The sequence below is a fragment of the Methylobacterium sp. A52T genome (assembly GCF_053346095.1).
Genome location: NZ_JBKFBI010000064.1, coordinates 1 through 23970 on the forward strand (window position 1 = coordinate 1; position 23970 = coordinate 23970).

22 protein-coding genes are annotated in these 23970 nt (G+C 72.1%); 9 read left to right on the forward strand and 13 right to left on the reverse strand.

Translation table 11 applies throughout. The features are described 5' to 3' along the window. Positions 1 to 370 precede the first annotated feature (370 nt). The 4 genes from ACLBYE_RS16470 to ACLBYE_RS16485 all read left to right on the forward strand — a co-directional run bounded on the left by ACLBYE_RS16470 (position 371) and on the right by ACLBYE_RS16485 (position 3608). Entirely contained in the window at positions 371 to 1309 is a 939-nt protein-coding gene (locus ACLBYE_RS16470) for an SMP-30/gluconolactonase/LRE family protein (protein WP_056531771.1), read from the forward strand. Positions 1310 to 1424: 115 nt separating this feature from the next. Further along, positions 1425 to 2132 (forward strand): glutathione binding-like protein, encoded by a 708-nt coding sequence (locus ACLBYE_RS16475; protein WP_447694994.1) that lies wholly within the window; start codon positions 1425 to 1427, stop codon positions 2130 to 2132. A 7-nt stretch (positions 2133 to 2139) separates the two neighbouring features. Then, positions 2140 to 2715: an NUDIX domain-containing protein gene (locus ACLBYE_RS16480; RefSeq protein WP_082558041.1), complete on the forward strand. Its 576-nt coding sequence runs from the start codon at positions 2140 to 2142 to the stop codon at positions 2713 to 2715. Next, positions 2712 to 3608: an inositol monophosphatase family protein gene (locus ACLBYE_RS16485; RefSeq protein WP_447680950.1), complete on the forward strand. Its 897-nt coding sequence runs from the start codon at positions 2712 to 2714 to the stop codon at positions 3606 to 3608. The genes ACLBYE_RS16480 and ACLBYE_RS16485 overlap by 4 nt, the downstream gene beginning before the upstream one ends. A gap of 94 nt (positions 3609 to 3702) precedes the next feature. On the opposite strand, the gene ACLBYE_RS16490 is transcribed toward ACLBYE_RS16485, so the two are convergent. The 4 genes from ACLBYE_RS16490 to clpB all read right to left on the reverse strand — a co-directional run bounded on the left by ACLBYE_RS16490 (position 3703) and on the right by clpB (position 9928). Beyond that, entirely contained in the window at positions 3703 to 5652 is a 1950-nt protein-coding gene (locus ACLBYE_RS16490) for a DUF4139 domain-containing protein (RefSeq protein ID WP_447694995.1), read from the reverse strand. Positions 5653 to 5900: 248 nt separating this feature from the next. After that, positions 5901 to 6362 (reverse strand): hypothetical protein, encoded by a 462-nt coding sequence (locus tag ACLBYE_RS16495; protein WP_447694996.1) that lies wholly within the window; start codon positions 6360 to 6362, stop codon positions 5901 to 5903. Positions 6363 to 6670: 308 nt separating this feature from the next. Beyond that, positions 6671 to 7120 carry a hypothetical protein gene (locus tag ACLBYE_RS16500; RefSeq protein ID WP_447694997.1) on the reverse strand — a complete coding sequence of 150 codons (450 nt, stop codon included), beginning with the start codon at positions 7118 to 7120 and terminating at the stop codon, positions 6671 to 6673. A gap of 183 nt (positions 7121 to 7303) precedes the next feature. Further along, positions 7304 to 9928 carry an ATP-dependent chaperone ClpB gene (gene clpB, locus ACLBYE_RS16505; protein ID WP_447694998.1) on the reverse strand — a complete coding sequence of 875 codons (2625 nt, stop codon included), beginning with the start codon at positions 9926 to 9928 and terminating at the stop codon, positions 7304 to 7306. 199 nt (positions 9929 to 10127) lie between these two features. On the opposite strand from clpB, the gene ACLBYE_RS16510 reads away from it, so the two are divergent. Beyond that, positions 10128 to 10898, forward strand: coding sequence for an MOSC domain-containing protein (locus ACLBYE_RS16510; RefSeq protein ID WP_447694999.1), 771 nt, complete (start codon positions 10128 to 10130; stop codon positions 10896 to 10898). A 66-nt stretch (positions 10899 to 10964) separates the two neighbouring features. On the opposite strand, the gene ACLBYE_RS16515 is transcribed toward ACLBYE_RS16510, so the two are convergent. Further along, positions 10965 to 11555, reverse strand: a complete 591-nt coding sequence (locus tag ACLBYE_RS16515; RefSeq protein WP_447695000.1) for a c-type cytochrome — start codon at positions 11553 to 11555, stop codon at positions 10965 to 10967. Next, positions 11555 to 12829, reverse strand: a complete 1275-nt coding sequence (locus ACLBYE_RS16520; protein ID WP_447695001.1) for a PQQ-dependent sugar dehydrogenase — start codon at positions 12827 to 12829, stop codon at positions 11555 to 11557. The genes ACLBYE_RS16515 and ACLBYE_RS16520 overlap by 1 nt, the downstream gene beginning before the upstream one ends. 321 nt (positions 12830 to 13150) lie before the next feature. Between ACLBYE_RS16520 and ACLBYE_RS16525 the strand changes: the two genes are divergently transcribed. After that, a complete protein-coding gene (locus ACLBYE_RS16525) occupies positions 13151 to 13804 on the forward strand; it encodes a protein-L-isoaspartate O-methyltransferase family protein (RefSeq protein ID WP_447695002.1) in 654 nt (217 codons plus the stop codon). A 69-nt stretch (positions 13805 to 13873) separates the two neighbouring features. Here ACLBYE_RS16525 and ACLBYE_RS16530 read toward each other — a convergent pair whose 3' ends face one another. From ACLBYE_RS16530 to ACLBYE_RS16540, 3 genes are read right to left on the reverse strand one after another with little or no spacing between them, the layout of a single operon-like run. After that, entirely contained in the window at positions 13874 to 15340 is a 1467-nt protein-coding gene (locus ACLBYE_RS16530; RefSeq protein ID WP_447695003.1) for a flavin-containing monooxygenase, read from the reverse strand. Beyond that, on the reverse strand, positions 15337 to 16239 hold the full coding sequence (locus ACLBYE_RS16535; protein WP_447695004.1) for an alpha/beta hydrolase: 903 nt from the start codon (positions 16237 to 16239) through the stop codon (positions 15337 to 15339). Before ACLBYE_RS16535 ends, ACLBYE_RS16530 begins: the two co-directional genes overlap by 4 nt. A 1-nt stretch (position 16240) precedes the next feature. Continuing rightward, complete coding sequence (locus tag ACLBYE_RS16540) at positions 16241 to 17086, reverse strand: SDR family NAD(P)-dependent oxidoreductase (RefSeq protein ID WP_447695005.1); 846 nt, start codon at positions 17084 to 17086, stop codon at positions 16241 to 16243. Between the two features lie 75 nt (positions 17087 to 17161). Here ACLBYE_RS16540 and ACLBYE_RS16545 point away from each other — a divergent pair, with 75 nt between their 5' ends. Both ACLBYE_RS16545 and ACLBYE_RS16550 read left to right on the forward strand, forming a co-directional pair. Continuing rightward, positions 17162 to 17851: a TetR/AcrR family transcriptional regulator gene (locus ACLBYE_RS16545; RefSeq protein ID WP_447695006.1), complete on the forward strand. Its 690-nt coding sequence runs from the start codon at positions 17162 to 17164 to the stop codon at positions 17849 to 17851. A gap of 57 nt (positions 17852 to 17908) precedes the next feature. Next, positions 17909 to 19156 (forward strand): NupC/NupG family nucleoside CNT transporter, encoded by a 1248-nt coding sequence (locus ACLBYE_RS16550; RefSeq protein WP_447695007.1) that lies wholly within the window; start codon positions 17909 to 17911, stop codon positions 19154 to 19156. A 4-nt stretch (positions 19157 to 19160) separates the two neighbouring features. On the opposite strand, the gene ACLBYE_RS16555 is transcribed toward ACLBYE_RS16550, so the two are convergent. From ACLBYE_RS16555 to pqqA (ACLBYE_RS16565), 3 genes are all read right to left on the reverse strand, one after another. Further along, on the reverse strand, positions 19161 to 20114 hold the full coding sequence (locus ACLBYE_RS16555) for a class I SAM-dependent methyltransferase (protein WP_447695008.1): 954 nt from the start codon (positions 20112 to 20114) through the stop codon (positions 19161 to 19163). A gap of 159 nt (positions 20115 to 20273) precedes the next feature. Continuing rightward, positions 20274 to 20363: a pyrroloquinoline quinone precursor peptide PqqA gene (pqqA, locus tag ACLBYE_RS16560; RefSeq protein ID WP_020090597.1), complete on the reverse strand. Its 90-nt coding sequence runs from the start codon at positions 20361 to 20363 to the stop codon at positions 20274 to 20276. Positions 20364 to 20443: 80 nt separating this feature from the next. Then, positions 20444 to 20533 (reverse strand): pyrroloquinoline quinone precursor peptide PqqA, encoded by a 90-nt coding sequence (pqqA, locus tag ACLBYE_RS16565; RefSeq protein WP_007559223.1) that lies wholly within the window; start codon positions 20531 to 20533, stop codon positions 20444 to 20446. Positions 20534 to 20968: 435 nt separating this feature from the next. On the opposite strand from pqqA (ACLBYE_RS16565), the gene mgtE reads away from it, so the two are divergent. Beyond that, entirely contained in the window at positions 20969 to 22339 is a 1371-nt protein-coding gene (gene mgtE, locus ACLBYE_RS16570; RefSeq protein WP_447695009.1) for a magnesium transporter, read from the forward strand. Positions 22340 to 22354: 15 nt separating this feature from the next. Here mgtE and ACLBYE_RS16575 read toward each other — a convergent pair whose 3' ends face one another. Beyond that, on the reverse strand, positions 22355 to 23896 hold the full coding sequence (locus ACLBYE_RS16575) for an acyl-CoA synthetase (protein WP_447695010.1): 1542 nt from the start codon (positions 23894 to 23896) through the stop codon (positions 22355 to 22357). Positions 23897 to 23970 lie beyond the last annotated feature (74 nt).

Consider the following 23970-nt stretch of genomic DNA (forward strand, 5'->3'; position numbering starts at 1 on the left):
CGGCTTCTGCGGAGGCAGCAGCGGGGCGATCTGCTCCCACTGCGCGTCAGTCAGTTCAAAGCGTCGCATCAAGCCCACATGGGCCTGACCTCCCAGCCTGTGAACCCCTTTGCAGAGACGCCCTAGCCGTCGTGCGTCACTTGTCAGACAAATCCGGGTGCGTTAGCGTTCGGGCCGGGACGAGGGCCGGGCCGCCCCGCTGTCGAACCGGCGCCTGCCATCACTGGGGGGTGGAGGATGGTGCGCCCGGATCGCCGTGCCGGGCGGTTCCGGCCCTCGTCGCCGCGGTGCTCCGCCCGCGTCCGCGCGGCGGCCCTTGCCGGCCCGCGCCGGAACGGTGACGATCGCCGCGAGTGACAGGGATCTGCCCGTGTGGACACCGAGCCCGCGCTACCCGGACCCGGCCGTCGAGATCCTCGACGCCGCCTTCGCCCGCTACCGGGTGTTCAACGCGGCGGTCGAGCGCCTCGCGACCGGCTTCCGCTGGTGCGAGGGGCCGGTCTGGTTCGGCGACGGACGCTACCTGCTCTGGAGCGACATCCCCAACGACCGCATCTTGCGCTGGGACGAGGAGAGCGGGGCGGTCGGCCTCTACCGGCGGCCGTCGGGCTTCGCCAACGGCAACACCCGCGACCGGCAGGGGCGGCTCGTCACCTGCGAGCACGGGGGCCGTCGGGTCACCCGGACCGAGCATGACGGCGCGATCACCGTCCTGGCGGACGCGTTCGAGGGCCGCCGGCTCAACTCGCCCAACGACGTGGTGACCGCGGCCGACGGCGCGGTCTGGTTCACCGACCCACCCTTCGGGATCGGCGGGTTCTACGAAGGCGTGCGCGCCGAGCCCGAACTGCCGCAGAACGTCTACCGGCTCGACCCGGTCACCGGTGCGCTGGAGGCCGTGGCCACCGACCTCGCCGGCCCCAACGGCCTGTGCTTCTCCCCCGACGGCCGCGTGCTCTACCTCGTGGAATCGCGCGGGCAGCCGACCCGGCGGATCGTCGCCTACGACGTGGTCGCCGGCCGCACGCTCCGCGACCGGCGGGTCCTGATCGATGCCGGGCCGGGCACGCCGGACGGGCTGCGCTGCGACGTCGACGGCAATCTCTGGTGCGGGTGGGGCATGGGCGACGACGCCCTGGACGGCGTCATGGTGTTCAACCCCGACGGCCGGCCGATCGGCCGCATCCGGCTGCCGGAGCGCTGCGCCAACCTCTGCTTCGGCGGCCGGCACCGCAACCGCCTGTTCATGGCGGCGAGCCAGTCGCTCTACGCCGTCCACGTCGACGTCCAGGGCTGCGCCGGCGGGTGAGGCCCGGATGCCCAGCCCTGCGTGCGCCGCCGGCGTCGTCGCCGGCACCATGCTTGACCGGAGCGGCGCGCCGACCCACTTCCCGTCCGCCGGGGGCATAGCGGGACACCAGCCGATGATCGAACTCCATTACTGGCCGACGCCGAACGGCCATAAGATCACGATGTTTCTCGAAGAAGCGGGCGTTCCTTACCGCATTCATCCCGTCAATATTGGTAAGGGTGAGCAGTTCAACCCGGATTTCCTCAAGATCGCGCCCAACAATAGGATGCCGGCGATCGTCGACGACGAGCCGGCGGGCGGCGGCGCGCCGGTCACGCTGTTCGAGTCGGGGGCGATCCTGCTCTACCTCGCCGAGAAGACCGGGCGCTTCATCCCGGGTGACCCGCGCGGCCGGGCCGAGGTGCTGCAATGGCTGTTCTGGCAGATGGGCGGCCTCGGCCCGATGCTCGGCCAGAACCACCACTTCTCGCAGTACGCGCCCGAGAAGATCGACTACGCGATCAAGCGCTACGTCAACGAGACCAACCGGCTCTACGGCGTCCTCGACCGGCGGCTGGCCGACCGCGCCTACGTCGCCGGGCCGGACTACTCCATCGCCGACATGGCCTGCTATCCCTGGATCGTGCCGTGGGAGAAGCAGGGGCAGAACCTCGACGAGCACCCGAACCTCAAGCGCTGGTTCACGGCGATCGCCGAGCGGCCCGCCACCAAGGCGGCCTATGCCCGCGCCCCGGAGGTCAATCCCGATTTCGGCAAGACCATGAGCGAGGATGCCAAGAAGGTGATGTTCGGCCAGACCGCCGCCAGCACCAAGCGCTGACCGGATCGTGGTCGAGATCCCGCCCGCCCTGCCGCTGCAGGTGATCCACCGCGGCTGGAACACCTTCGGCATCGCCACGCTGACGCTGCAGGACGGCAGCACCGTGCGGCGGGCGCTGGAGGACCACGGGCAGGCGGCCTGCGTGCTGCCCTACGATCCCGAGCGGCGCGTGGCGCTGCTCGTCCGTCAGGCGCGGGTCGGGCCCGCCTTCTGGGGTGAGTCGGCCGAGTTCGACGAAGCCCCGGCGGGCGGCCTCGACGGGGGCGCCCCCGAGGCGACGGCGATCCGGGAGGCGATGGAGGAGGCGGGCGTCCGGCTGACCCGGCTGGAGCCGGTCGCCCACGCCTACAGCATGCCGAGCGTGTCCTCGGAGCGCCTCTGGCTCTACCTGGCGCCCTACGCCGCGGCCGACCGGGTCGGCCCCGGCGGGGGCCTGCACGCGGAGGGCGAGCAGGTGGTGGCCGTGGAGATGCCGCTGGCCGCGCTGGCGGAACAGGCCCGGGCCGGCCGCCTGCCCGATCTCAAGACCCTGGTTCTCGTCCAGGCCCTGATGCTCCGAAGCCCCGAACTGTTCGCCGCATGACCCTCTCGCCCACCGCACCCGCGCCGGATGTCCTCGCGGCGATGCTCGCCTTCGCCGAGGAGGCGGCCCCGCTGGCCCTCGCCATGCGGGCGGGAGGCCTCGCGATGAGCAACAAGGGTCCGGATCTCGGCCAGGCGCTGACCGAGGCCGACCTCGCCGTCAGCCGGTTGATGCACGCGCGGTTCGGCCCCGACCTGATCGAGGAGGAGACCGCCGAGGATCTCGGACAGGCGGCGGCCCGGGCGCTGCTCGCCCGCGACGCCTGGACCTTCGTGGGCGACCCGATCGACGGGACCCGGCCCTTCGCGGGCGGCCTGTCGGGCTGGGGCGTGATGGTGGCGGCCTGCCGCGGTGGCTGGCCCCGGGCCTGCGTCATGAGCCTGCCGGCCTGGAACGAGGACCGCTCCGCACCGGCCGGGGGCGTACCGGCGGAAGCCACGGAGGGTCTCCTGCTGGCGGCGAGCGAGGGCCGCGCCTACTGGGCTCCGACCCGCGGCGGCCGCACGACGACGGCGCTGCGCCCGCTCGAGCGCCCGGAGCGCCGGACCGGCCATGTCGGCTGGCTGTCGGTCACGGCGCAGCGCTACACCCTGGATTACGGCCGCGGCTGGTTCCCCTGGAGCGAGGGCGGGGCGATCTCGGACGCCGCGCTCCTGGCCACCGGGCGCCTCGACGCGACCCTGAGCAACAACCGATTGTGGGACCTGGGCCCGATCCTCCCGCTGTTCGAGGCGCTGGGCTTCCGCCTGTTCCACTGGCCCGATCTCGGGGATCCGCCGGCGGACTTCGTGGACCTGTTCGACGCCGAGCTGTCGGCCCACGACGACCTCTGGCTGGTGTGCCGGGATCGCGCGCAGGCCGCCGATCTGGCGACGGCCATCCGCCCCGCCTAGGACAGGGCCCTGCCGGGCCGCGTCCGGGTCGCGTCCGGGCCGGGATGGCCGTCGATCGGGCGGTCCCGGATCGCGGGCGAATCCGGGGCCGCCCTCAGAGCGCCGCGATCAGCGTCCGGATCCGCGCCTGCGATGCCCTGAGCCCGTCCTCGGCCTGGGTCCGGGCGGCATCGAGCTTCGCCAGCTCGTCCTCCTGGGCACCCATGCGGCTGAGATAGCGGCGCGCCAGCTCGCTGTCCTTCGGAACGGCGCCGAGATTGCTGCGGATGCGCTCCTGCTCCGCCTGCACCTTCGCCGCGCGCTCGCCGATCTCCTCGACGGTCCGGGTCGCCGCGGCGACCTCGGCGCGGGCCTGGGAGAGGGTCTTGAGCTTGCCGCCCAGCTCCGGGTCGGTCGCCAGGGAGGCCCACCGGACGAGCAGCGCCTCGTCGGCGTCGACGAGGTCGTAGGCGTCGATCCGGACGCGCTTGAGCACGGCCCGGGTCTCGGCCGTCCCGCCGGCGGGAACCGCGACCTTGAGGCGATAGGCCGTGGGGGTCTCGCTGTCGCGAGCGGACGCGGTGAGGGTCCAGCCATCCCGTCGGGGATGCTCGATGATCACGGAGCGGGCGGCGTCCGGCGCACCCTTGATCGTGTAGGTCGTGACCTCCCGGGCGATCACCGTCGCGCGCGCCACGCCGTCGACCACCGTGATCTTGGTCAGGGCGTCGCTCGGCGCGGTCTCCGCCTGGACAGCGACCTTGCGGTCGAGGGCGAAGCTGGCGAGCCGCTGCTCGCCGACGGGCGTCGCGGGCAGGCGGGCGTCCCCCAGGTAGCCGGCCTTGCGGTCGTAGAGGGTGATGAGGCCCGCCGGCAGGGTCGCGCCGGCGCTGTTGCGGATCCGGAGGGCCGCGATCGGGTGAACCCCCTGGCCTGGCTTCCAGAGGGCGACCCGCTCGGCCTCGATCTCGGTATCGAGGAACGGCACCGACAGCGTGCCGCCGGCGCGCAGATCGACCGGATGCGGCAGCGTGAAGTTCGCCGCGACATCCCCCTCGCTGGCGGCGGCGCCCGCGGTGGCGGCCGCGGCGTCGTAGCTCGGTTCCGCGGCCTCCATGCGGCTGTCGCGGATGTCCATCCGCGCCATCGGGGCCGGAAGGGGCGCGGCGGCGGGGGCCGGGGCGCGCAGGCGCGCGACCGACTTCGACGCGACCGTGCCCGGGTCGAGGTCCGGCATGCCGACATCCTCGACCATTACCGGCGCCTCCGGTCTCTTGCGCCAGTAGCGCTTGTGCAGGCGCTGGAGCAGCGCCACCGGCGACCCGGACGAGAGGGTGACGTCGACGCCCGTCCAGTCGGCGCCGAGGGCGTTCTCGATGATGGCCCAGGCCTGCAGGTTCGCGCGGCCGCCGCCGCCATCGACGATGCGGTAGCTCGTCTTCCAGACGGGCGCGGCGACGACGTAGGTCAACCGGACCTCGCGCTGGCCCTGCCCGGAGACGGCGATCTCGACCCGGTGGGCGTCGCCGACCTTGGTCTTCCCGGCCGCCGCGATCGCCTCGGCGATCTTGGCCGCCATGGCCGGGTCGAGGATCGTCACGGAGGCGCCGTCCTCGATCGGCACGGATTCGAGCGTGCCGGTCGCGGTCAGGACGGTCAGGATCGAGACGTCGCCGGTCTCAGTCCCGGCATTCCGCTCGGAGACGCCGAGCACCCGACCTTCGAGCGTGCGCCCGCCGCTCTGGACCCGGATCGGGACGCCCTGCAGCTTGCCCACGAGGCGGGTCGGCGCGGACAGGTCGTCCGCGGTGAACGGCATCGTCCGCAGGGTCTCGTCGGCCTGATCCACCCCGTCCAGGCGCAGGGCGCCGACGGTTCCGACGGGATCGCGCACGACGAGGCTCTTGAGAATGTCGTCGACCTGCTCGGGCCGGACGCTGAGCCCGATCGTCCCGTCGCCGTCGACGGCATGGACCAGGGTCACTTCGGCCAGGCCACCGCTCGACAAGGTCACCGCGCGGATGCCGTCGGGCGCTGCCATCAGGGGCGATGCGGCTGCAATCATGGACACGAGGACTCCGGCTAAGGTCAGATGCGATCGGATCAATTCGTCTGGCTCCAGTCAGGGCGCGCCCGCCGCACGCGGTCCCACCCTGGCCGACCGCGCGCCGTCCGGCAAAGGCTTCGTGACGCGCGCGGGCGTGACCCGATCGCCGGGGGCCCTCCCGTGCTGTCCGCGCCGGGGCGCGGCGCCGATGCGGCGGGACGGGAACGGCGGCGCGATGGGGGAAGGCTGCGGTCCGCGGATGCACCCTACCGTGTCCGGCCGAATGTCCTGCCGTTCCAGACGGCGATCGCGCCGCACGGATCCTGCCCGGATCGTCCGCACTTCGCCCCGGTCATATCGACGATGACCGCCGGGCGGCCTCCCACCGTGCGGAATCGGAGGTCGTGGGCGACGGCGTCGAAGGCGTCCACGAACCCGTCCGTCGTCGAGGCGAAGACCTGCATCTCGCAGCCCGCGGTGCCGCACGCGGCGGACTCGTCATCGCCGCATTGGACGGCCGCGAAATCCAGGATGAAGTCCGGTACAGCGTCGCCGTTCACGTCCTGGCGGGTGATGAAACCCGGCTTGAGCGTGGCCGGCTCGGACCCGCAGGACGCCTCGGCCCGCGCGGCCGCCGCCGCGACCGGCTGCGGGAGATCGTCCGCCGCGGCGGTGAGCGGGACGGCGGGCGGGAGGGCGAGAACCAGGGCGGCGATGGCGCGACGCATGCGGCCAGGATCCTCAGGCCCGTCCACCCTGTCCAGCGCACTAGCTCATCGCGGCGCCGACGGTCGCTACGCACCGGGCCTTCCTCCGACCCGGGCGCGCGTCGAGTTCGCGCCGTCCGGACGGACGGTGACCGCGACGCTGGTGGCACGGTCGACAGGGCGCCGTCACCGGCGAGGGTGCCGGAGCCATCTCGGACATCCGTGCCCCCGGCGAGGGTGGAGGACCGGTCCCGTGCCCTCCCGAGCCGGCCGGAGCGTCGACCCGGGGAGCGACCGTCTGCCCGCGGCGCTGGAGAGCCAGACAACCTCTACTCTGCGCAGGCGAAGCGCGTTCCGTCCCACAGGAAGGTCGTGCGGCCGGGGCCCCTCCGGACCGAGCCGCAATTCCACCCCTCGTCGTTTGCCGAAACCGTCGGCCGGCCATTCAGAGCGCGAAATTGGAGGTCGTGCGCGTAGACGTCCAGCACTACGACGAACTCGTTCTTCGAGGATGCGAGGACGATCTTCGGGCATCCCATGAGGCCGCACTGGGAGACTTCTTCGTCGCCGCATCGGATGCCGCCGAAATTGAGGATGAAGTCCGGCACCCCGTCACCGTTCACGTCCTGCCGGTCGATGACGAACGGATCGAGCGTCGCCGGCGCGGATCCGCAGGCAGCCTCGACCTCGGCGATGGCCGCGGCCACCGGCGGCGGGAGATCGTTCGCCGCTGCGGCAAGCGGCACGGCGAAGAGCAGGGCGGCGACGGCGGGGCGCATGGCGTCAGGATTCGGGCGCCCGTCCGCCCTGTCGAGCGCACTAGCTCATCGCGGCACCGACGGTCGATGCGGCGCGCACTTCCTCCCGCGGGGGCCGCGTCGTGAGGGCCCGTGTCCGAGAGGCGCGACGGACAGGGCGGCGCACCTGAGTGCCGGTGCGCCGCCCCTCGACCGTCCGGCCGATCAGTTCAGCGTCGCGTTGACCGGCCGGCGCTCGGCCCCGACCGTCACGTCGCCGATCATCAGGCCCATCGGCCCGAGGCGGACCGGCACCGTCTCGCCGTCGTGGACCTTGCCGGAGAGCACCAGCTCGGCCAGCGGGTCCTGGACGTTCTTCTGGATCACCCGCTTCAGCGGCCGCGCCCCGTAGGCCGGGTCGTAGCCCTTGTCGGCGAGCCAGTTCTTGGCCTCCTCGTCGACCTCCAGGCTGATCTTGCGATCGTCCAGGAGCTTCTGCAGGCGCCCGAGCTGGATCTCGACGATCGCCCCCATCTCCGACCGCGCGAGGCGGTGGAACAGGATGATCTCGTCGACCCGGTTCAGGAATTCCGGCCGGAAGTGCCCCCGCACCACGCCCATCACCTCCTCGCGGACCGCGTCGGTGTCCTGGCCCGCGGGCTGGTTCACCAAGTACTCGGCCCCGAGGTTCGAGGTCATGATCAGCAGCGTGTTGCGGAAGTCGACCGTCCGGCCCTGGCCGTCGGTGAGCCGCCCGTCGTCGAGAACCTGCAGCAGGACGTTGAACACGTCCGGGTGCGCCTTCTCGACCTCGTCGAACAGCACGACCTGGTAGGGCCGGCGCCGCACGGCCTCGGTGAGGGCGCCGCCCTCCTCGTAGCCGACGTAGCCCGGAGGCGCGCCGATCAGCCGGGCGACCGCGTGCTTCTCCATGTACTCGGACATGTCGATGCGCACGAGCGCCGTGTCGTCGTCGAACAGGAAGCCGGCCAGAGCCTTGGTCAGCTCGGTCTTGCCGACGCCCGTCGGCCCCAGGAACATGAACGAGCCGATCGGCCGGTTCGGGTCCTGCAGCCCGGCGCGGGCGCGCCGGACCGCGGTCGAGACCGCCTCCACCGCCTCGCGCTGGCCGACGACGCGCTTGGACAGCGCCTCCTCCATGGCCAGCAGCTTCTCGCGCTCGCCCTCCAGCATCTTGTCCACCGGCACGCCGGTCCAGCGGGAGACGACCCCGGCGACGTGGGCGGGCGTGACCGCCTCCTCCATCATCGCGTCGCGGCCGTTCTCCGCCTTCGCCTCGATCTCGGCGAGCTGCTTCTCCAGGCCCGGGATGACCCCGTAGGCGAGCTCGCCCGCGCGCTGGTACTGGCCCTGGCGCTGCGCCGCGGCGAGGTCGTTGCGGGCCTCGTCGAGCTTCTTCTTGAGGCCGGCGGCCGTGCCGAGCTTGTCCTTCTCGGCCTTCCAGCGGGCCGTGATCGCCGCCGAGCGCTCCTCGAGGTCGCCGAGCTCCTTCTCCAGCCGGACCAGCCGGTCGCGGGAGGCGGAATCGGTCTCCTTCTTGAGCGCCTCGCCCTCGATCTTCAGCCGGACGATCTCGCGGTCGATGTTGTCGAGCTCCTCGGGCTTCGAATCGACCTGCATGCGCAGGCGCGAGCCGGCCTCGTCGACGAGGTCGATCGCCTTGTCGGGCAGGAACCGGTCGGTGATGTAGCGGTTCGACAGCGTCGCGGCCGCGACCAGGGCGGAATCCTGGATGCGCACGCCGTGGTGCTGCTCGTACTTCTCCTTCAGGCCGCGCAGGATCGAGACCGTGTCCTCCACGGTCGGCTCCGACACGAAGACCGGCTGGAAGCGACGGGCGAGCGCCGCGTCCTTCTCGACGTGCTTGCGGTACTCGTCGAGCGTGGTCGCGCCGACGCAGTGCAGCTCGCCGCGGGCGAGCGCGGGCTTCAGCAGGTTGGAGGCGTCCATCGCCCCGTCCGCCTTCCCGGCGCCGACCAGCGTGTGCATCTCGTCGATGAACAGGATGATGCCGCCCTCGGCCGCCGTGACCTCGGAGAGCACGCCCTTGAGCCGCTCCTCGAACTCGCCGCGGTACTTCGCGCCGGCGATCAGCGCACCCATGTCGAGCGCGAGCAGGCTCTTGTCCCGCAGGGACTCGGGCACGTCGCCGTTGACGATGCGCAGGGCCAGACCCTCGACGATCGCGGTCTTGCCGACGCCGGGCTCGCCGATCAGGACAGGATTGTTCTTGGTGCGCCGGGACAGGACCTGGATGGTCCGCCGGATCTCCTCGTCGCGGCCGATCACCGGGTCGAGCTTGCCCTCCCGGGCGGCCTCGGTGAGGTCGCGCGCGTACTTCTTCAGCGCGTCGTAGGCGTTCTCAGCCGAGGCGTTGTCGGCGGTACGGCCCTTGCGCAGGGCGTTGATCGCGGCGTTGAGCGAGGCCGGGGTGACGCCCGCCGCCTGGAGCGCGCGGCCGGCCTCGGAATCCTTCTCCACCGCGAGGGCGAGGAGCAGCCGCTCCACCGTCACGTAGGAATCACCCGCCTTCTCGGCGGCCTTCTCGGCGGTGTCGAACAGGCGCATCAGCTCGCGCGTCGCCTGCGGGGCAGCCGCGTTGCCGGAGACCTTCGGCTGCTTGGCGAGCCACTGCTCGGTCTGTGCGAGCGCCACGCGCGACTGGCCGCCCGCGCGGTCGATCAGGCCGGCGCAGAGGCCTTCCGGATCGTCGAGCAGCACCTTGAGCAGGTGGCCCGGCTGAAGCTGGGGATGTCCCTCGCGCATCGCGAGGTTCTGAGCCGCCTGCACGAAGCCGCGGGCGCGCTCGGTGTACTTCTCGAAATTCATGCACAACCCTCCCGTACCGGCATCCGCCGCCCGATGAGAGGCGCGGCGCCACCGAAACGTCGCCCTCCGGCTATCCGCCGCGCGAGGGCCCCGGCGCCGCTGGTGGCCGCCGGTAGACCCGATGTGGTGTTGCAATTGAGCACCACAAGGGGCGGCGAAGCTCTTGCGCGCCGGATCATTTCAGGGCCACGCTCCGCGCATGACCGCATTGATTCACGTCAGCGCCCTGTATCGCTACCCGGTGAAGGGCCTGAGCCCCGAACCCGTCGAGCGGGCGGAGCTCGAGACCAGCGGCCATTTCCCGGGCGACCGGCTCTACGCCATCGAGAACGGGCCCTCGGGCTTCAACGCTGTGGCACCCCGGCACCAGCCCAAGACCAAGTACCTGATGCTGATGCGTGACGAGGCGCTCGCCCGCCTGCGCACCCGCTACGACGACGCCACGGCGACGCTGACTGTCGAGGGGCACGGCGAGCCGCAGGCCTTCCGGCTCGACACCGAGGCTGGCCGCGAGGGTCTCGCGGAACTGATGCGGCGCTACGTCCCCGAGAGCCTCCGCGGCGAGCCCAAAGTGCTCGCCGCGCCGCCGCAGTACCGGTTCACCGACTCCCCGACCGGCTACGTGTCGCTGATCAACCGGGCGAGCGTGGCCGCGGTGGAGGATTATCTCGGCGCGCCCGTAAACCCGCTGCGCTTCCGCGGCAACCTGCTGGTCGAGGGGCTCGAACCCTTCGCCGAGCTGGAGATGGTCGGGCAGGTGGTCGAGGCGCCGAGCGGGCTGCGGCTCAAGATCACCAAGCGGACGGTACGGTGCGCGGCGACCAACGTCGACCCGATCAGCGGCGTGCGCGACTGCGACATCCCCTGGACCCTCGACGCGCGCCTCGGGCACCGCGACCTCGGCGTCTACACGGAGGTGATCGCCGGCGGAGCGCTGGCGAGGGGCGACGCGCTGCGCGTGGTGGGGTGACGCGCGACGGGTGATCCCAGCGCTGCGCTCGTGATGACGAGGCGGCGCGCTCAGAGAGACGCCGTATCAGAGCCGCGACACGTAGGCCGCGAGATCCTTGATGTCCGCCTCGCTCAGGCCCTGCGCGACCTCGTTCATGGCGGGATCGTAGCCGGGCCGGGCGTTCGACTTGTAGCCGGCGAGCGCCTTGGCGAGATACTCCTCCCGCTGGGCGCGGATCCGCGGGATCGCGTCCCGGCCCGCGAGATCCGGTCCGTGGCAGGAATTGCACTGGTGCTTCGTCACCAGCGCCTGCGCGCGCTCCGTCAGGGCCGCGTCGGCCGGCGGCCCGGAACGGTCGGGCGGCGGCAGCGTCGCCACCGCGTCGGCGTAGGCGCGCAGGTCGTCGTCGGAGAAGCCGGCCGCGACCTCGTTCATCGGCGGCGCCTCCCGCTGCTTCTCCCGGAACTGGAAGAGCTGCGTGACCACGTAGTCCGGGAGCTGCCCGCCGAGCGAGGGTACGCCCTCCGTCGCCGACGTGCCGGCCCCGTGGCAGCCGATGCAGGGGGCGAGGCGCTCCCGCATCGCCGCGTCCGGGGCGGCGAGCGCCGCGCCCGCGAGCAGCAGCCCGCCGAGGGCAGGGGCCAGCCCGCGGGCTGCCCGGATGGAGCGGCGCATCACCGGCGGTAGCTGACGCGGTAGATCGCGCCGTTGTAATCGTCGGAGACGAGCAGCGATCCGTCCTTGGCGACCAGCACGTCGACGGGCCGGCCGACATACTTGTTGTCTTGGAGGAAGCCGGTCAGGAACGGCTCGACCGCGGCGGTCTTGCCGTCCGGTCCGGGCTTGGCCACGACCACGTCGCCGCCGAGCTTGGTCGTGCGGTTCCACGAGCCGTGCCGGGCGACGAACATCGCGTCGCGGTAGGCTTCCGGGAACTGCGTGCCGGTATAGAACCGCAGGCCGAGGGAGGCCGTGTGCGGGCCGAGGAGCGCCGCCGGCGCGGTGAATTCCGAGCAGGCATGGCCCCAGCCATATTCCGGATCCGTGAACGTGCCCTGGTGGCAGTACGGATAGCCGAAATGCTGCTTGCCCGGCTCCGTGAGCACGTTGAGCTCGTCGTTCGGGATGTCCTCCGAGACCCAGTCGCGGCCGTTATCGGTGAACCAGAGCTGCTTGGTCTTCGGGTTCCAGTCGAACCCGACGGTGTTGCGCACGCCGCGGGCGACGACCTCGGCGTTCTTGCCGTCGAGATCCATGCGCCGGATCTGCGCGTGCGTGTCCGGCGGCATCACGATGTTGCCCGGCGCGCCGACCGGGACGTAGAGCTTGTTGTCCGGCCCGATGGCGATGAACTTCCAGCCGTGGGCCTCGTCCTTCGGCAGGTCGTCGTAGACCAGGGTCGGCTTCGCCGCGCCGTCGAGGTGGTTGGCGATGTCGTCGTAGCGCCAGATCTTCGAGAGTTCGGCCACGTAGAGGGCGCCGTCGTGGTACGCGACGCCGTTCGGCCGGTGCAGGCCCGTCGCGATGGTCTTCACCGCGCGCTTCCCGTCGCCGTCCGGGTTCGGCAGCACCGCGTAGACCTTCCCCACCGTCCGGGTGCCCACGTACAGCGTGCCGTCCGGCGCCTGGGTCATCTCGCGTGCGTTGGCGAGGCCGCTGGCGTAGACCTCGATCTTGAAGCCCTCCGGGACCTTCAACTTGTCGAGCGGCAGCTTGGCGGCCGCGGTCGCCAGAGGCGGTCCGGCCACCGGCGCGAGCTTGGCCGCGGCGCCGCCCTCGGGCCGGCCGTAGAGCGCCGAGCCGCGATCGACCTGGACGCTCGGCGGCGGGGCGGCGGTCGCGGGCGTCTCCTGCGCGGCGACCGGGCCGGATCCCATCAGGCCGAGACTGAGTCCGGCGAGGGCGGCGGCGAGGCCGCGGGTCGGGATCGGCTGGCTGATCGGCGTCATGATGTCTCCCGGTGGCGGCGGCCTCGCGGACCGCCCGCTCGCTCGCTCTGCACTCTTTATTCAATGGTCCGCCGGAGAGTGCGACCGGCCCGGGCGGCAGGGAGGCGACACTCCGCGGCCGCCGTAACGTCGGCCGGGATCAGGCGCGCCGCCGCGTCCTCCGGGGCCATCTTCGGCTGTCGCGTCGGCTCACCTTGCGTTTTGGGCAATGATCTCCGAAAACGCCCCCCGTCCGGGAAGCTTAGGCTTGGCCGGGGCTGCCGGCCGTCCGCCGGAGCCCGGCCGACGCGGCGTTCCGATCCGGTTCGAGGACACGTATCGATGATCGATTACGCGCAGGCGCGGCGGATGATGGTCGACTGCCAGTTGCGGACCTTCGACGTGAACGACAACACGGTGCTCGACGCGTTCGACACCGTGCCGCGCGAGGCCTTCGTGCCGAAGGGCCGCGAGCCCTTCGCGTATATCGACCAGACCCTGAACCTCGGCGAGGCCGGCGGCGAGACCCGCTGCATGCCGGCCCCGATGGTCGTGGCCCGGATGATCCAGGCCCTGCGGGTCCGGCCGGGCGTCGCCGCCCTCGACGTCGCCACCGGCTACGGCTACGCTGCCGCCGTCATGGCGGAGCTCGGCGCGCAGGTGACGGCGCTGGAATCGGTGCCCGATCTCGCCGCGGCGGCGTGCACCCGGCTCGGCACCTCCGCCCAGGTTATCGAAGGCCCGATCGCCGACGGCGCGCCCAAGCAGGGGCCCTTCGACGTCATCCTGATCAACGGCCGGGTCGAGGTCCGGCCGCAGGCGCTGCTGAACCAGCTCAAGGACGACGGCCGCCTGGTCTGCGTGTTCGGTCCGCACCGCAACGCCAAGGTCACGCTCTTCGTGCGCGCCGGCGACGCGTTCGGTGCCCGGCCGCTGTTCGACGCGTCGCTGCCCGGTCTCGAGGCCTTCGCGGCGGAAGCCGGCTTCGCGTTCTGACAGCGCGCGCCGGATCGCGTCCGCCTCCGTCCGTGCGGGCGGATCGGTGACGGCGCCGCAGGCCCCGGATCAGCCGAGCCTGTAATCCCCCAGCCGGGCCCGGCGGGCGCTCCGGCGATACGCCATCACCGAGTCGGGCCAGAGGGTGTTGTTGCGCCCGGTCGCGTCGAGGTACCAGCTGCGGCAGCCGCCGGCCTGCCAGATGCTGTTGGCCATGCGGCTGTGGATCCGGTCCACGAACCGGGCCTGGGCCTCCGGCCGGACCTCGATGGTCCGCGTCCCGCGGCGCAGCGCCTTCAGGCAGTCGAGAACGTGCTGCACCTGGATCTCGATCATCGAGATGACCGAGTTGTGGCCCAGCCCGGTATTGGGCCCGAGCAGCATGAAGAAATTGGGGAATCCCGCGACCGTGATGCCCTGGTAGGCGCCCACGCCGCCGGACCAGGCCTCGGTCAGGCTCCGGCCGTCGCGGCCGACGAGGTGCATCCGCGCGAAGGTCGCGGCCACGTCGAAGCCCGTGGCGTAGACGATCACGTCGAGGTCGTGATGCTGCCCGGCCCCGGTGGTCACGCCGGTCTCGGTGATCCGGGCGATGCCGTCCGTCTCCAGGGCGACGTTCGGGCGCTGGAGTGCGGGGTAGTACTCGTCGGAGATCAGCACCCGCTTGCAGCCGAGGCGGTAATTCGGCGTCAGCTTCGCTCGCAGGGCCTTGTCGGGGATCGCCTTGGCGAGATGGTGCCGCGCCAGGGACTCGGCCTGGGCGGTGAGCTTCGAGACCTTGGTGAAGCCGAGCAGCGCCCGCACCTCGTGCAGCCAGAACAGCCGGGCCCGCTCGAGCCGCCGGCTGAGCGGCAGGCGCCGGTAGCGTTCCCGGGCCCGCTCCGCGATGGCGTGGTCGTTCTTGGGCATGATCCAGGGCGGAGTGCGCTGGAACAGGGTCAGGTGGGACGCGACGGCGGCGAGTTCCGGCACCACCTGGATCGCGCTGGCGCCGGTGCCGATCACCCCGACCCTCTTGCCGGCGAGCGCCACGGAGTGGTCCCAGGCCGCCGTGTGGAAGGCAGGGCCGGCGAACGCGTCGCGGCCGGGGATGTCCGGGTAGGCCGGATGGTGCAGCCCGCCCATGCCCGCGACGATCGCGCGCGCCGTGATCGGGCCCCGGTCGGTCTCAACGTGCCACAGGGCGCGCGCCGCGTCCCAGGTGGCGCCGGTGAAGGTCGTCCCGAGCTGGATGAGGGGCATCAGCCCGTTCCGCTCGGCAGTGTCTTGGAGATAGGCCAGAATCTCCGGCTGCGGCGCGTACATCCGGCTCCAGTCGGCCTTCGGCGCGAAGGACAGCGAGTAGAGATGCGAGGGGATATCGCAGGCCGCCCCGGGGTAGGTGTTGTCGTGCCACGTGCCGCCGATGCCGTCGGCCTTCTCGATCAGCCGCAGCGGGCCGATGCCCGCCTGCCGGCAGCGGATCGCCATCGCGAGCCCCGAGAAGCCGGCGCCGACGATCAGGACGGCCAGGGTCTCGGGCGCGGGCTCGGTCATCGCTGGGTGCTCCCGGACGGGGCGTGTGGCGCGTGCGCCGTCAGGAAGGCCGCGGCCTCGTCGAGGGAGGTCCGCGCCTCCGGCAGCACGCCGGCGGCGAATTGCCAGGCGTGGGAGACGACCGGGAACAGCTTGAGCTCGGTCTCGACGCCGGCCCGGCGGGCGCGCTCCGCCATGCGCACGGAATCGTCGCGCAGGACCTCGCGGGCGCCGACATGGAACAGCAGCGGCGGGAATCCGGTCGGGTCGCCATAGAGCGGGGAGACCCGCGGATCGGCCGGATCGGCGTCGCCCAGATACATCGGCCGGATCGCCGCGAGCGCCTGCGGGTCGAACATGGCGTCGCGCCACGCATTGGTCACCCGCGATCCGTCCTCGGACATGAAGTCCGTGGCCGGCGAGAACAGGGCCGCCGCCCAGGGCATCGGCAGGCCCCGCGCGCGGGCCTCGCCCATCAGCACGAGGGCGAGGTTGCCGCCGGCCGACTCGCCCGCCACGCAGGCCGTGCCCTCGGCGCTGAACGCCGCCCAGGCCGCCGTGACGTCGTCGACCGCCGCGGGGAACGGATGCTCGGGGGCGAGGCGGTACTCGGGCGCGAAGATCGTGAAGCCCCGGTTCGCCAGCGCGCCGGTGACCGGACGGTGCGTCCGCGGCGAGCAGGCGATGAAGCCGCCGCCGTGGACGTAGAGCATCCGTCGGCCGGGGCCCGCCTTCGGCCGGACCCACTCGCCCTTGATCCCGCCGACGATGCCCGGCTCGTAGGTGACGCCCTTGGGGTCGGGGAAGGTCGGCGCCTCGAAGATCCGGCGGAACGCGGCCGCGTCCCGCGCCCGGGACAGGGGGCCGCGGACCCGGCTGCGGACCATGTAGGCCCCGAGATACGCGCGCAGGCTCGCCATCTCAGAGCGTCCCGCCGGACAGGCGCACGATCGTCTTCCAGTAGCCCACCGGCATCAGCCGCTGGATCAGCGCGGCGTTCTTGGCGTCCTTGCCGACGACGATCCGGGGCGCCCGGGCCTCGATGCCGCGGATGATGGCGGCGGCCGCGTCGGCCGGCGCGAGGGTCAGGAGCTTGCCGAACGCCTCCCGCGCCTCCTCGTCCTCCACGGCCGCGCGCTTCGCCGCCTCCGGGTCGGTCGGCGGCCGCCGGCCGCGGGCGTTGCGGGAGATGGCGGTGGCGACGCCGCCCGGATGGACCACCGTCACCCCGAGGCCGGTGCCGGCATACTCGTGCCGCAGGGCCTCCGAGAAGCCGCGCACGCCGAACTTGCTGGTGCAGTAGGCGACCTGGCCCGGCGGCGCGATCAGGCCGAACAGGCTCGACAGGTTGACGATCTGCGCCGCCGGTCGGGCGCGTAGCATCGGCAGGAAGGCGTGGCACATCCGCACGACGGCGCGCAGGTTGATGTCGAGCAGCCACTCGAAATCGTCGAGATGCGTCTCGTCGAACCGGCCGCCGAGGGCGACGCCGGCGTTGTTGATGAGGAGGTCGAGATGCCCGGACCGCTCGGCGACCCAGGCGGGCAGCGCGCGGATCCCCTCGGCATCCGTGAGGTCGAGGACGCGCGTCTCCACCGTGACGCCGCGGATCTGGGCGGCGACGGCCGCCAGGCCGGTCTCGTCCCGGTCCACGAGGAGAAGGTTGCAGCCCTTCGCGGCGAGGCCCGCGGCCAGCGCCGCGCCGATGCCGCTCGCCGCGCCGGTGATCAGGGCCACCGCGCCCGCGAGTTGGAACCGCTGTGCCAAACCGCGCCTCCCCGTGCCGCCGATCTGCATCGAAACGTCCACGGGGGATAGGCCCGGCCGGTCGGATTGTCTAGGGTGAACACCCTAGACGGGGACGGGGTCATGTCGCGGGGCGAGGGTCGGAGGGTCGAGTGCGAGCGGGAGGTCGGCCCGGAGCCCGGTCCCGCGGCCGCGTCGACCGACACGCGCACCCGGATCCTCGCCGTCAGCCTCGCGCTGTTCAATGCCCGCGGCCTCGGCCACGTCACGACGGCGGAGATCGCGGCCGCGGCGGGGATCCGCGAGGGCAATCTGCAGTACCATTTCCCGCGCAAGCGCGGCCTCGTCGAAGCCCTGTTCGCGGCCTTCGAGACCGAGGCCGTGGCGGTGGCGGGCCGGATGCCCGCCGACCCTGCGGCGCCGGAGGCGCTGCTCGCCTACCAGAGGGCGTGGTTCGACCTGATGTGGCGCTACCGCTGCGTCTACCGCGACGGTATCGCCATGGTGGAGATCGCGCCGGCCCTGCGCGCCCGGGTGCACGCGCTGCGGGCCGAGACCCAGGCGCTGGCCCGCGCGGTGTTCGAGGCGGCCGTGCGGGCGGGTCGGCTGCGCGTCGCCCCGGACGCGCTCGGGCGACTCATCGACAACGCCTGGATCGTGTCGAGCCACTGGATGAGCCACCGTCTCCAGGGCGGCACCGCCCTGACGGAAGCGGATCGGGACTGGGGCTTCGCGCAGGTCCGCGACCTCTTCGCGCCCTATCTCGCGCCCGAGAGCCCTACTTGACGGCCACTGGCCCGATCCTTCCATGCGCTCCGGCCAAGCTCGGACCCGAAGGACGCGATGCTCGACCGCCTGACCCATGCCGGCCTCAGCCTGCTCGTGCTGCTCGCGGTCGCGTTCCTGTTCTCGACCAACCGGCGGGCGATCAGTCCCCGCGTGGTCCTCACGGGACTGGCTTTGCAGGTCGGCCTCGGCGCGCTGGTCCTGTTCCTGCCTGCCGGGCAGGCCGCGCTGCGCGCCGCCGCGGACGCGGTCGTGACCGTGCTGTCCTACGGCGACCGCGGCACGGCCTTCCTGTTCGGCGGCCTCGTCGAGCCGAAGATGTTCGAGCTGTTCGGCGGCTCAGGCTTCATCCTGGCGCTGCGGGTCCTGCCGCAGATCCTCTACGTCTCCGCGCTGATCGGCGTGCTCTACCATCTCGGCGTGATGCAGGCGCTCGCTCGCGGGCTCGGCGCTGTGCTCCGGCGGATCCTCGGCACCTCGCCGATCGAGTCGTTCTCGGCGGTGATCACGATCGCCATCGGCCAGAGCGAGATCGCCGTCGCCCTGCGCCCGTTCCTCGCCCTGCTGACCGGTGCCGAGCTTTTCGCCGTGATGTCGAGTGGCGCCGCGTCGACGGCGGGCTCGATCCTGGCCGGCTACGCGGCGCTCGGCGTGCCCATGACCTACCTGCTCGCGGCCTCCGTGATGGCGATCCCAGGGGGCCTCGTCTACGCCAAGATCCTGATGCCCTCGACGGAGCCGACCCGGATCGCCACCACCCGGGTGGAGTTCGGCGAGACGCGGGCGGCCAACATCATCGAGGCGGCGGCCGACGGCACTCAGAAGGGGCTCGCGGTGGCAGTCTCGGTGGGGGCCATGCTGATCGCCTTCGTCGGGCTGATCGCCCTGGCGGACGGCCTGTTCGGCACCCTCGGCGGCTGGATCGGCTACCCGTCCGCCTCGTTCGAGGGCGTGCTCGGCTGGGCGCTCGCCCCGCTGGCGTGGCTGCTCGGCGTGCCCTGGGACCAGGCGACCCTGGTGGGCGGGGCGATCGGCCAGAAGCTCGCCTTCAACGAGTTCCTGGCCTACGCCAACCTGTCGCCGGTCCTGAAGGCCGGGACCCTCGAGCCGCGGGCGCAGGCCATCGTGTGCTTCGCCCTGTGCGGCTTCGCGAACCTCGCGTCGATCGCGATCCAGCTCGCGAGCTTCTCCAGCCTCGTCCCGGAGCGGCGCTCGGAGGTCGCCCGGTACGGCCTGCGGGCCATCCTCGCGGGGACGCTGTCGAACCTCACGAGCGCGGCGATCGCGGGGCTGTTCGTGGCGTGACGGGTCAGGCCGTCTTGCGCGCCGCGAGCAGCAGCGCGTTCGGGCGGGTCCGCTTCGGCACCGGCAGGACGCGGTCGAGGACGGCGCCGACGCCGTACGCGAAGGCGAGCGCCGCCGCCCAGGACCACGTCCGCCGGAAGAAGCGGTCGCGGCAGCGGACGGGGCTGACCTTGGCCATCCAGTGGATCAGCGAATCGTGCCGGTCCATGCCGATGGCGTGGACGGCCTCGGGCGTGCAGCCGAGCGTCCCGGCCAGCGCCTCCAGGGCTCTGGGCGTCCACCACGTCAGGTGGTGGGGCGGCGCGTTGATGACGAAGTTCGGGATCGTGGTGTTGGGCGAGGGCCAGAGCGGCGTGCCGATCAGCACCACGCCGCCCGGCTTGACACAGGCCGCGAGCGCCCGGGCGAAACCCAGCGGGTCCGCCACGTGCTCGATCACCTGGAACGCGCAGGCGACGTCGTAGACCGGCCCGACGCGCGCCGCGTGCGCCTCCACGGTCTCTTCGAGGATCGCGCCGGTCGGGTCCTCGGCGGAGAAGTTCGGGTCGAGGCCGGTATAGGTGGCGTCCGGCACGTAGGCGCGGAACCCGCCGTGGCCGCAGCCGACATCGAGCACCCGGGCCCCGGACGGGACGTGCGCGGCGGCCTGGCGGAATTCCAGGCGCTCCGTCTCCGGGCCGGCGAGCTTATCGTGCGCGGCGATCCGGCCGTAGAACGCCCGGTAGAAGGCCGCGTCGCCGGCCACCGGCGGATCGAAGAAGATCAGTCCCGTAGGAGATTCCCAGAGCCGGAACGTGCCGGCGGGGCGGAGCAGCGGCCCGACATCGACGCGGCCGGAATAGTGCCAGAGGAGCGTCAGGAAGCCGGCGTCCAGGCGCTCGACGCAGCGCAGCGCGGGGGCACCGGTGATCGGGCAGGGGGGAATCGACCGATCGGCCGTGTGCGCGCTGTCCGCCAAACTGGTCCTCGCTCGCTCCGCAGGCCCGGCTGGTCCGGGGCGCCGCAGCGGCACAGGTTTGGTGCGGCCCGTCAAGCCGAGGCGCGGCGCGTAGCGAGCGCGCAAAGAAAAAGGCGCCGCTTCGGATGAAGCGGCGCCCGGAAACGTCGGAGCGACGTCTTAGTGGAAGGTGTCGATCTCAGCCGACTCGTAGCTGGTGACTTCCATGCCGACGCAGATCTCGGAGACGACGGGGGCGGACCAAGCCATGATTTCCTCCAGGAAAGTTGATGCGATGGATAGAGAGGCCACGAAGGCCGGAGCGAACCGCGCTCCGGACCGCGCGCGACTTAGTTGAACGTGTCGATCTCGGCGGACTCGTAGCTGGTGACTTCCATGCCGACGCAGATCTCGGACACGATCGGGGCAGACCAAGCCATGGCGTTTCTCCTCGCTGTTGCTGCGATCCATATAGGCAATATCTTGGACGCAATACAAGCGAGCACAACACTTATATTTCTCATAAGGAGCCTGGCCGTGAGCGGCGCGGGGTCGTTCCGTGGCCGCGCGGCCACCCGCCGGAGCCCTGTTCGGCATCGGCTGCGGATGGGCGCGGTTTCGGCTTGACGGGCCCCGCGCCCGGGCGCACGACGCACCCGCGCGACGGTGTCCTCGACGGTGTCGCGCTCCCATTCCAGCAGCGACCCGCGAAGCGACGTGCCCGACCGATCGTGCCTGCCGTGCCCGGCCCCGTGCCGTCGTCCCGCCTGAGCCGCTGAGAGGCCCGGCCGCGGGGCGACCGACGCGGCGGCCGGTCACGGCCCAGACCCAGGATGACCGGCGACGCGTCGCCTCGTAACCCACGAGGCGAGGCCATGAACGAGATCGCCCCCTTCGATACGCGCGTCGATCCCTCCGTGCTGGCCGCACGCCTGTCGGACGAACGGGCGCCCGACATCGTCGAGGCCCTGAACGACGAGGCACCCGAGGTCGCCGCCGCCATCCTGCTCGGCCTGCCGATGGAGCGGGCGATCGAGGTGCTGGACCAGCCGGAACTCGACTGCGCCTCCGACATCATCGAGATGCTGCCGCGGGACCGGGTCGCGGGCTACCTGTCGGGCATGTCGGCCGACCGGGTGACGGACGTGTTCCGCGAGATCGAGGAGCCGGGCCGCTCCGACCTGCGCGCCCGCCTCGACGCCGAGACGCGCGGCGCCGTCGACCGGCTCTCGGCCTACGGCGAGGAGACCGTGGGCTCGCTGATGACCACCGAGTTCGTCACCGTGCCGGGCACCTGGACGGTAGGCCAGACGCTGGAACACATCCGCCACGTCGAGAAGACTCGGGAGACGATCTACGCGATCTTCGTGCTCGACCCGCGCACCCGCGCGCTCACCAAGGCGGTGCCCCTGCGGCGCCTGATCTCGGGGGACCCGGGCGACAACGTGCTCAGCGTCGCGCCGGGACGCCGGCCGCTCGCGGTCTCGCCCACGGCCAGCCGCGAGGAGGCGGCCCGGCTCATCTCCAAGTACGACCTCCTGGCGCTGCCGGTCGTCGACGCGGTCGGCCACGTGATCGGCATCGTCACCGTCGACGACATGATCGACGCGATGATCGAGAAGCAGACGCAGGACGTGCAGCGCTTCGGCGGCATGGAGGCGCTGCCCGAGCCCTACATGGATATCGGCTTCTTCACGATGATCCGGAAGCGGGCCGGCTGGCTGTGCGCGCTGTTCCTGTCGGAGATGCTCACCGCCTCGGCCATGCAGGGCTTCGAGGGCGAACTGGAGAAAGCGATCGTCCTGACCCTGTTCATCCCGCTCATCATGAGCTCCGGCGGCAATTCCGGCTCTCAGGCGACCTCGCTGCTGATCCGGGCGCTGGCGCTCCACCAGATCCGCCTGCGCGACTGGTGGCGGGTGGCGCTGCGCGAATTGCCGACCGGGATCTTCCTCGGCGCGATCCTCGGCGTGATCGCGGTAATCCGGATCGTCGCGTGGCAGAAGCTCGGCCTCTACGATTACGGCGCGCACTGGCCGCTGGTCGCCGCCACGGTCGGCGCGGCGCTGGTCGGGATCGTGACCTTCGGATCGCTCGCCGGCTCGATGCTGCCGTTCCTGCTCCAGCGGATCGGCTTCGATCCGGCCACCGCCTCGGCGCCCTTCGTGGCGACGCTGGTCGACGTCACCGGCCTCGTCATCTACTTCTCGGTGGCGCTGCTCATCCTGCGCGGGACGCTGCTGTAGCAGGGCCTCCGCGCATCATCCCGTGACCGCCTCGGCCAGCCGCTTCCTCTGGACCTTGCCGTTGGCCGTGCGCGGCAGGGCGTCGAGGAAGCGGATCTCCCGCGGGCGCTTGTAGGCGGCGAGCCGCTCGGCGCACCACGCGAGGAGCGCCTCCGCGTCGGGCTCGGCGCCCGCCTGCAGCACCACGAAGCCGCAGATGACCGAGACGTCCGCCCGCACCGGCAGCTCGGCGACGCCCACCTCCGCCACGGACGGGTGGGTCGACAGCACCGCCTCCACCTCGTTCGGCGAGACCCGGTAGCCCATCGCCTTCATCAGGTCGTTGTTGCGGCCCTCGAACCAGAGGTAGCCGTCGGTGTCGAGGCGGGCGAGATCGCCGCCGACGAACCAGTCGCCGCGGATCACCTCCGCCTCTTCCTCCGGCCGGTTCCAGTAGCCGAGCATCAGCGCCGGCTCGGTCCGGTGGACGGCGAGGAGCCCGCTCTCGCCGGCCGGGAGCGGCACGGGCTCGCCCGCGACGGGCAGGATCGCCACCCGCCGGCCCGGCTGCGGCTTGCCGGGCGAGCCGGGGCGCACCGGGTTGGTCGGGCCGCTGGAGATGTAGGTCGAAATCTCGCTCATCCCGAGCGCCTCGTAGAGGGGCTTGCCGGTGGCCTGACCCCAGGCCTCCAGCAGCTCCACCGCGAGGGGCTCGCCGGCCGTGCAGCCGTGGCGGAGGCTCGACAGGTCGTGGGCGCCGAGGTCGCCGTACTTGAGGATCTGGCGGTAGAGCGTCGGGACGGCGGCGAACAGGGTCGCGCCGTACGCCGCGATCAGGCGCGGCCAGACCCCGGGATCGCGCGGGCCGTTGTAGAGCACGGCGGTCGCGCCCACGGACCAGGGATCGCTCAGCCCGACGCCCAGCGTGTAGGTCCAGTTCATGGTGCCGGCGTGGAGCATCACGTCGGATTCGGTGAGCCCGAGCCAGTGGTCGAGCATGGGTCGGCGGCCGTAGGCGGCGCGGTGGGCGTGCAGCACGCCCTTCGGCCGGCTCGTCGTGCCGGAGGTGTAGATCAGCATCGCCGGGTCGTCGGCGGCGGTGTCGGCGTAGTCGGGCAGGGGTGGGCCAGCCTTCAGGGCGGAGACCGCGGCGGCGTCGAGCAGGAGGCGGCCGCCCAGGGCCTCGGGCGCGACCGTGCAGCCGCTTCCGATCACCACGGCGGCGGCCCCGGAATTGTCCATGAGGAACGCCGCCTCGCTCTCGGTGAGCTGCGGCGAGGACGGCAGCGCCACGAGGCCGGCCGCCAGGGCGCCGAAGTAGACGAGGACGTAGTCGGCCTCGTTGCCCATCCGGATCATCACCCGGTCGCCGGGCCTCAGGCCGAGGCCGAGGAGGCCCGCCGCGATGCCGCGCACCGCCCGCTCGACTTCGCCGAAGCTGAGGCGGTCCGCGGTGCCGTCGCCGACCATCACCAGGGCGGTCTTGTCGGGCCGCAGGCGCGCGTTCTCGGCGAGGCAGTACCGCGCCGCGTTGAAGCGGGCCGGCGGACGGCGATCATCGTGCTGGCTGTCGGACACCGGGCGCTCCCCGCGGGCGGCTTTTCGCCGGGTGTCCCGCCTGGGCGCGCCTGCGTCAACTGGCGCCGTCACCC